The organism is Streptomyces sp. (genome assembly GCF_031178505.1).
Classification (GTDB): domain Bacteria; phylum Actinomycetota; class Actinomycetes; order Streptomycetales; family Streptomycetaceae; genus Streptomyces; species Streptomyces gulbargensis.
Genome location: NZ_JAPSIW010000360.1, coordinates 1 through 6,903, shown reverse-complemented (window position 1 = coordinate 6,903; position 6,903 = coordinate 1). Strand labels below are relative to the sequence as shown.

6 protein-coding genes and 1 pseudogene are annotated in these 6,903 nt (G+C 73.7%); 4 read left to right on the top strand and 3 right to left on the bottom strand.

What is annotated here, in order from left to right:
* From RIF68_RS21895 to RIF68_RS21885, 3 genes and pseudogenes are all read left to right on the top strand, one after another.
* A pseudogene (locus RIF68_RS21895) lies at positions 1 to 381 on the top strand (class I SAM-dependent methyltransferase); the annotation flags it as partial.
* Positions 378 to 1,877 carry an NAD(P)/FAD-dependent oxidoreductase gene (locus RIF68_RS21890; RefSeq protein WP_309052986.1) on the top strand — a complete coding sequence of 500 codons (1,500 nt, stop codon included), beginning with the start codon at positions 378 to 380 and terminating at the stop codon, positions 1,875 to 1,877. The pseudogene RIF68_RS21895 and the gene RIF68_RS21890, both read left to right, overlap by 4 nt.
* A gap of 146 nt (positions 1,878 to 2,023) precedes the next feature.
* Positions 2,024 to 3,391: an aspartate aminotransferase family protein gene (locus tag RIF68_RS21885; RefSeq protein WP_309052985.1), complete on the top strand. Its 1,368-nt coding sequence runs from the start codon at positions 2,024 to 2,026 to the stop codon at positions 3,389 to 3,391.
* A 159-nt stretch (positions 3,392 to 3,550) separates the two neighbouring features.
* Here RIF68_RS21885 and RIF68_RS21880 read toward each other — a convergent pair whose 3' ends face one another.
* Genes RIF68_RS21880 through RIF68_RS21870 form a run of 3 tightly spaced genes read right to left on the bottom strand, consistent with a single transcriptional unit; the run spans position 3,551 to position 5,372 of the window.
* On the bottom strand, positions 3,551 to 4,426 hold the full coding sequence (locus RIF68_RS21880) for a M56 family metallopeptidase (protein ID WP_309052984.1): 876 nt from the start codon (positions 4,424 to 4,426) through the stop codon (positions 3,551 to 3,553).
* Positions 4,427 to 4,484: 58 nt separating this feature from the next.
* Complete coding sequence (locus tag RIF68_RS21875; RefSeq protein ID WP_309052983.1) at positions 4,485 to 4,874, bottom strand: BlaI/MecI/CopY family transcriptional regulator; 390 nt, start codon at positions 4,872 to 4,874, stop codon at positions 4,485 to 4,487.
* 18 nt (positions 4,875 to 4,892) lie between these two features.
* Positions 4,893 to 5,372: a hypothetical protein gene (locus tag RIF68_RS21870; protein ID WP_309052982.1), complete on the bottom strand. Its 480-nt coding sequence runs from the start codon at positions 5,370 to 5,372 to the stop codon at positions 4,893 to 4,895.
* A gap of 170 nt (positions 5,373 to 5,542) precedes the next feature.
* Between RIF68_RS21870 and RIF68_RS21865 the strand changes: the two genes are divergently transcribed.
* Positions 5,543 to 6,903 (top strand): hypothetical protein (locus RIF68_RS21865; protein WP_309052981.1); only part of this gene is annotated, 1,361 nt, incomplete at its 3' end.

Below are 6,903 nucleotides of genomic sequence, written 5' to 3'. Positions count from 1 at the left end.
GCCGCCCGGCTCCTGCCCGAACACGGCCGCTTCGTCGTCCAGGGCTTCGTCCCCGACACCGCCCGCTTCGAGGCCGCCCGGCGCAGCGGCGGGCTCATGGAGGTCGCCCGCAGCGAGGACCACAGCCTCAACCTGGGCGTCGACCGCCACGACCCGGTCACCCAGCGGATGTGGCCCCACTACCGGCTCGACCACGGCGACGGCAGCCGCGACCACACCGTGCAGTTCCGCTACGTCTGGCCCAGCGAACTCGACCTCATGGCCCGCCTCGCCGGGCTCACCCTGGAACACCGGTACGGCGGCTGGGACGAGTCCCCGTTCACCGGCGAGAGCCAGGCCCACGTGTCGGTGTACCGCAGGACGGGGGCCGCCCGGCCGTGACCCCCAGGGCCCCGCACACCCAGGTCGCGGTGATCGGGGCCGGCCTCGCCGGCCTCGGCGCCGCCATCCAGCTGAAACGGCGCGGACTGCACTCCTTCACCGTCTACGAGAAGGCCGCCGACCTCGGCGGCACCTGGCGCGACAACACCTACCCGGGCGCCGGCTGCGACATCCCGTCCCACCTGTACTCGTACTCCTTCGCGCCCTACCGCGACAGCACCGTCCGCTACCCGCGCCAGCCCGAGGTCCTCGCCTACCTCCGCCGCTGCGCCGGCGACCACGGACTCGTCCCGCACCTGCGCTACGGCACCGAGATCACCAGCCTGCGGTACGACGACACCACCGCGCGCTGGATCCTGGGCACCGCCACCGGCGCGGAGCACACGGCCGACGCCGTGGTGACCGCCGTCGGCCAGCTGTCCCTGCCCAAGTACCCCGACCTGCCCGGCCTCGACGGCTTCGTCGGCACTGCCTTCCACACCGCACGCTGGGACCACGGGCACGACCTCACCGGCCGCGACGTCGCCGTCATCGGCACCGGCTCCAGCGCCGCCCAGCTCGTCCCCGAGATAGCCGGCCGCGTCCGGCGGCTCCACGTGTACCAGCGCTCGCCCAACTGGGTCCTGCCCAAGCCCGGCGAACGTTTCCACCCCCTGCTCTCCGCGGCCCTGCGCACCCTCCCCGGCGCCCACCGCGCCTACCGGGGCCTCCTCTTCCGGCGCTCCGAGGCGGTGCTCCTGCCGGCGCTGCGGCGCGGCAGGACGGCCGCCCTCCTCGCCCTCATGGCCCGCCGCCACCTCGCCGCCCAGGTCCCCGACCCGAAGCTGCGGGCCCGGCTCACCCCGTCCTTCGCCGTGGGGTGCAAACGGATCGTGCTGTCCTCCGACTACTTCCCCGCCCTCACCCGGGAGAACGTCGAGCTGGTCACCGACCCCATCGCCCGGGTGACCGAGAAGGGCATCGAGACCCGGGACGGCACGCTGCGCGAGGCCGACACGATCATCCACGCCACCGGCTTCCGCACCACCGAGTTCCTGGCCCCCATGGAGGTCACCGGCAGCGGCGGCCGGCGGCTCGACGCGCAGTGGCGCCACGGCGCCCGCGCCCACCTCGGCATCCACGTCCCCGGCTTCCCCAACCTGTTCCTCATGTACGGGCCGAACACCAACCTCGGCCACAACTCCGTCACCCTCACCCTGGAGGCCCAGGCCGCCTACGTCGCCCAGTGCGTCCAGCTCCTCACCGACCACGGCGCACGCGGGCGGCGGATCGTCCTGGACGCCCGCCCCGAGGCCCTCGAGGCGTGGCAGCGACGGGTCGACGAGGGTGCCCGGCGCACCGTCTGGACCGACGACTGCACCAACTGGTTCAAGACCGCCGACGGCACCCTCACCAACAACTGGCCCCACAGCGCGACCCTCTACCGGCGCCTGACCGCGCGGCCCGACCCGGCCGCACTGCGCCTCGTACCGGCCGACCGCCTCCCCGCACGCTGACGGCCGCGCCCGCCCGGACGGACCGTGCCCGGCGACCACCGCCGGACACGGTCCGTCCGCGTACCGCCGCGGGCCGCCCGAGGTGCCCGATCAGCTCGTCCGAACAGGACTGGGGGGCGCCCGCCCCCCGCCCTACCGTGCTGGCCATGACACCAGAGCACGCCACCGGCGGCCTCGAAGCCGCACAAGCCGTCCTCGCCGACGACCAGGCGCACCTCTTCCGTGGCTGGGTGCAGCAGGGCGCCTACCGCGGGCTCCCCGTCGCGGGAGCCGAAGGGTCCTGGTTCTGGGACTACGCCGGCAACCGGTACCTCGACTTCGCCAGCCAGCTCGTCTACACCAACCTCGGCCACCAGCACCCGCGGCTCGTCTCCGCCGTCAAGGAGCAGGCCGACAAGCTGTGCGTGATCGCCCCGCACTTCTCGGAGGCCCAGCGCTCCACCGCCGCCCGCAAGATCGCCGAGGTCGCCCCCGAGGGCCTCGACCGCGTCCTGTTCACCAACAGCGGCGCCGAGGCCGTCGAGCACGCCGTCCGCCTCGCCCGCCTCCACACGGGCCGGCACAAGCTGCTCTCCGCCTACCACTCCTTCCACGGGGCGACGGCCACCGCCATCCACCTCACCGGCGACCCGCGCCGCTGGCGCAACGACACCGGGACCGCCGGCGTGAGCCGCTTCTTCGCCCCGTACCTGTACCGCTCCGCCTTCCACTCCCGCACGGAGGAGGAGGAGTGCGCCCGGGCCCTGGAGCACCTGGAGCAGGTCATCGTCCTGGAGGGCGCGCAGACCATCGCCGCGATCGTCCTCGAACCGGTCGGCGGCACCAGCAGCGGTGTGCTGGTCCCGCCGGACGGCTACCTCGCCGGGGTCCGGGCCCTGTGCGACCGGTACGGCATCATGCTGATCCTCGACGAGATCATGGTCGGCTTCGGGCGCACCGGCGCCTGGTTCGCCGCCGACCACTGGAACGTCCGCGCCGACCTCGTCACCTTCGCCAAGGGCGTCAACTCCGGCTATGTGCCGCTCTCCGGCGTCATCGTCTCCGACGCGATCGTGGACACCTTCAGCCGCACGCCCTATCCGGCCGGCACCACCTACTCCGGGCACCCCCTGGCCTGCGCCGTCGCCGTCGCCGCCATCGACACCATGCGCGACGAGGGCGTCATCGCCCACGCCGACCGGCTCGGCCGGGAGGTCTTCGGCCCCGAACTCGCCCGGATCGCCGAACGGCATCCCAGCGTCGGCGAGGTCCGCGGCATCGGCGCCATCTGGGCCGTCGAGCTCGTCAAGAACAAGGAGACCCGGGAGATGTTCGTCGGGTACGAGCAGCCCGACCGGCTCACCCCGCAGGCCGGCGAACTCATGGGCGCCTTCCTGCAGCGCGGCCTCAACGCGATGGTCTACCTCAACCGGATCAACATCACCCCGCCGTGCAACATCAGCGAGGAGGACGCCCGCGAGGGCCTCGCCCGCCTCGACGACGCCCTGGCCGTCGCCGACAAGCACTGCGTCTGACCGGTACGGCCACCGACCACCCCGTACGGCACGGCGCCCGCGGCCGTGCCGTACGGGCCGGCGGCCACCCGCCCGTCACCCCGGAACGGCGGCACCCGCAGTCCGGGGCGCCACGGGCCGCCCGCCGTCACCCCGGAACGGCGGCACCCGCAGTCCGTCTCAGAACGGCGGCACGCACAGCCCGTGCCGGACCGCCGCCGCCGTCCCGTACGCGAGCAGCGCGAGCACCGCGCCCAGCAACAGGACGGCACGCCGCAGGGAGCGGCACCGCAGGGACCGGGCGAGCCGCTTCGGGCCGTGCTCCAGCTGACGCACCCGCGCCTCCAGCGCCGTCGCGTCACCCATCGCCGTCCCCGCGGCGGTCACCTCCTCCTCCGCCAGCGACTTCACCAGCGCGCTCGCGAGGACGCTGCGGCCCGCCACCCGCAGCGCGGCCTGGTCCGCCAGCAGCTCCTGGCGCACCGTGGAATGCTGCCGCACGGTGCGCAGCGCGGGCAGGAACCACAGGGTGGAGGAGACCACCTCGGTCAGCATGCGGCCCAGCGGATGCCGCCACCGGGCGTGGTGCCACTCGTGCCGCAGCACCGCCGCCAGCTCCGGGTCGGAGGTGCGCTCCACCAGCCGTGAGCTGATCGCGACCCGGGGCCGCCACAGCCGGTACGTCACCGCGAACGGGGAATCGGCGCCGACCTGCACCACGGGCATCCCCGGCGCCACCCGGTACGCGATCCGCTGGAGCCTGCCGGACGGCCGCACCGTGTTCTCGGCGACCCACGAGGCCAGCCGCGCCGACGCCAGCAGACAGCGGACCACACTGCGGCAGCCGGCCAGCGCGCTCACCAGGACCACCAGCAGGGCGCAGCCGATCACCAGGGTGTCCACCAGCCCCGCCGCACCGGCCCCGCCGCCGTGCCGGACCTCCCGCACGAGACCCGCGGCGACGTACCCCAGCTCCAGGGTCACCGCCGCGGTGAGGGCCGGACAGAGAAGGAGCCCCACCAGACAGGCAGGGCTTTCGCGAATGCTGCGCACCACCGACACCAGCACATCCCCCGTACTGTTCGCCCCCGGACCGACGAAGTCGCCCGGCGGATCAGCCCGTTCCGGAATCCCCGCGCACCAGCCGCATGAGCCGGGACCGCAGCTGCGGCTCGTCCCTGCACTGGTCGACGAAGTGGGCGACGGCCGCCTCCCCGTGGTCGCGGATGACGTCCCGTACCGCGAGTTCGGCGACATCGGCGACGGTCGGCTCGTAGATGAAGCCCCGTCCCGCGGCCGAACGGTGCAGTACGTTCCGCGCCGCGAGCCGGCTCAGCACCGTCATGACGGTCGTGTACGCGAGGGGGTCGGTCCGGCCCTGGTTCAGCCGCTCCTGCACCTGCCGCACACTGAGCGGCCGGCCCGCCCGCCACAGCACGGTCAGGGCCTCGGCACCGAGCGGTCCCAGTAACTTGCCCAGCTTTCCGGCGGTTCCTCCGGTCATGAGCACCACGGTCCTCGGTCAGTCCGAACGGTGGGGAACACCGAGCCTGTTGCGACGCATCGCCTCCATCCGCACCATACCCACCACGACCAGGCCGAAGCCATACCAGACGAGGTCGTGGTAGAAGTCCACGGAGGTGCCCTGGGAGTGCTTCCACATGTCGAGGAAGAAGCCGGCGAGCGCCACCGCGCCCCCCAGGGCGAAGAGGCCCCCGGCGATCCGGAAGCCGTCCCGGAAGGCCACCAGGGCGCCCGTCGCGAGAATGATCGCCGCACCCAGGTAGATGCCCAGGTGAATGGTCCACAGGGCGCTCGGCGGCTCCGGGACGAACGACACGTTCTTCGCGTGCCAGTAGGTGTCGAAGGCCTGCCCGAAGAGATAGATCGCCACCGCCGCGAAGGCCGCGACCCGCACCTTCCCGATCGGGTCCTCCGCGCCGTGGGCCTCGTCCGCACCGGGCCCCGCCTCTGTCCCTGTCCCCGTCCGTGTCGATTCCATACGGCTACCGTGCCGCCCCCGGCACGCGGCGCGGACCCGACTCCGGACGAGCAGAACGACCGGCCGCGCGGCCACCCCGGTCGGCCACCCCGGGCGGGCGGACCGGCACCCGTCGAAGGCCCGCCCGCCTCGGTCTCGCCCCCGCCGGCCCACCCGCCCATCGTCGGCACATGCCCCACGACCTCCTCCTCGGCACCGGCCTCGCCCTCGGGTCCCTCCACGGCCCGGAACTCCTGATGACACACGGCGCTTTCGCCTCCGACGACCGGTTCCTCGCCCATGTCGTCGGTCACCGCGACGGCCCCATCCCCCTCTCGTACGCCCTCGTCGCCGGGGCCACCGCCCTCTACGCCTCCTTCGACGCCCTCCGTCTGCGCTGGACGGAGCCCCGCTTCGTCCCCGGCCGCGTCCGCCGCCCCCTGCCCCCCGTCCTGACGGACCTCGCCGACCACCCGCTCACCCGCCGCACGCTGCGCCTGCTGGGCCTCGCCCTCGCCGTCCTCACCGTCACCGTCCTCACCACCGGATACGGCGGCAGCGCACTCGGCCTCGGCACCTTCTTCGTCGTCTTCTGGGTCGGACTCGTCCCCGCCTCCCTCCTGTTCGGCCCCGTCTGGCGGCTGCTCAACCCCTTGCGCACCGCCCATGACCTGCTCTGCCTGCTGCTGCGCACCGACCCGCGCGAAGGCCTCCGCCCGTTGCCCGAGCGGCTCGGCCACTGGCCGGCCGCCGCCGGTCTGCTCGCCTTCGCCTGGCTCGAACTCGCCTCCCCGGACCGGGACTCCACCGTCCCCGTCCTCATCTGGCTGTGGGTGTACGCCGCCGTCCAGCTCACCGCCGCCACCCTGTACGGCTCCCGCTGGTTCGAGCGCGGCGACGCCTTCGAGGCGTACTCGACGCTGATCGCCGCCGCCGCGCCGCTCGGCCGCTCCACCGACGGGCGGCTCGCCCTGCGCAACCCCTTCGACGGACTCGCCGCGGTCCGCCCCACCCCCGGCCTGACCGCCACCGTCTGCGTGATGCTCGCCGCCACCGCCTTCGACAGCGTCTCCAACCTGGGCTGGTGGAAGCGGCTCACCGAGGACCTGCCGACCTCACCCGCCCGGACCGCCGGACTGCTCGCCGTCACCCTCCTCGTGGCGCTCCTCATGGCACTCTCCGGCCTCGGCGCCCGCCGCCTCGCCCGCGACGCCACCTGGAACACGCGCCTGATGGCGCCCTCCCTCATCCCCATCTCCATCGGCTACGTGATCGCCCACTACGCCTCGGTGTTCCTCCTCGAGGTGCAGCGCTTCACCGACGTCTTCCTGGTCAACGGCGTGCACGGCTCCGTCCACGACGGCGGCGTCCGGCCCATGGCGTACGCGGTGCCGTCCGCGACGGTCATGTCCCTGGTCCAGGTCGCCGCCGTCGTCACCGGCCACGTCCTCGGAGTGATCGCCGCCCACGACTCCGCGGTCGGCGCCCTGCCCCGGGGACGGGCCCTGTGGCCGCAGGTCCCGCTGTTCGTCGCGATGGTCGCCCTCACCCT

Coding starts and splice junctions, on each gene's coding strand:
- RIF68_RS21885 (WP_309052985.1), top strand. CDS start 2,024: ATGACACCAGAGCACGCCACCGGCGGCCTCGAAGCCGCACAAGCCGTC.
- RIF68_RS21875 (WP_309052983.1), bottom strand. CDS start 4,874: ATGACCGGAGGAACCGCCGGAAAGCTGGGCAAGTTACTGGGACCGCTC.
- RIF68_RS21870 (WP_309052982.1), bottom strand. CDS start 5,372: ATGGAATCGACACGGACGGGGACAGGGACAGAGGCGGGGCCCGGTGCG.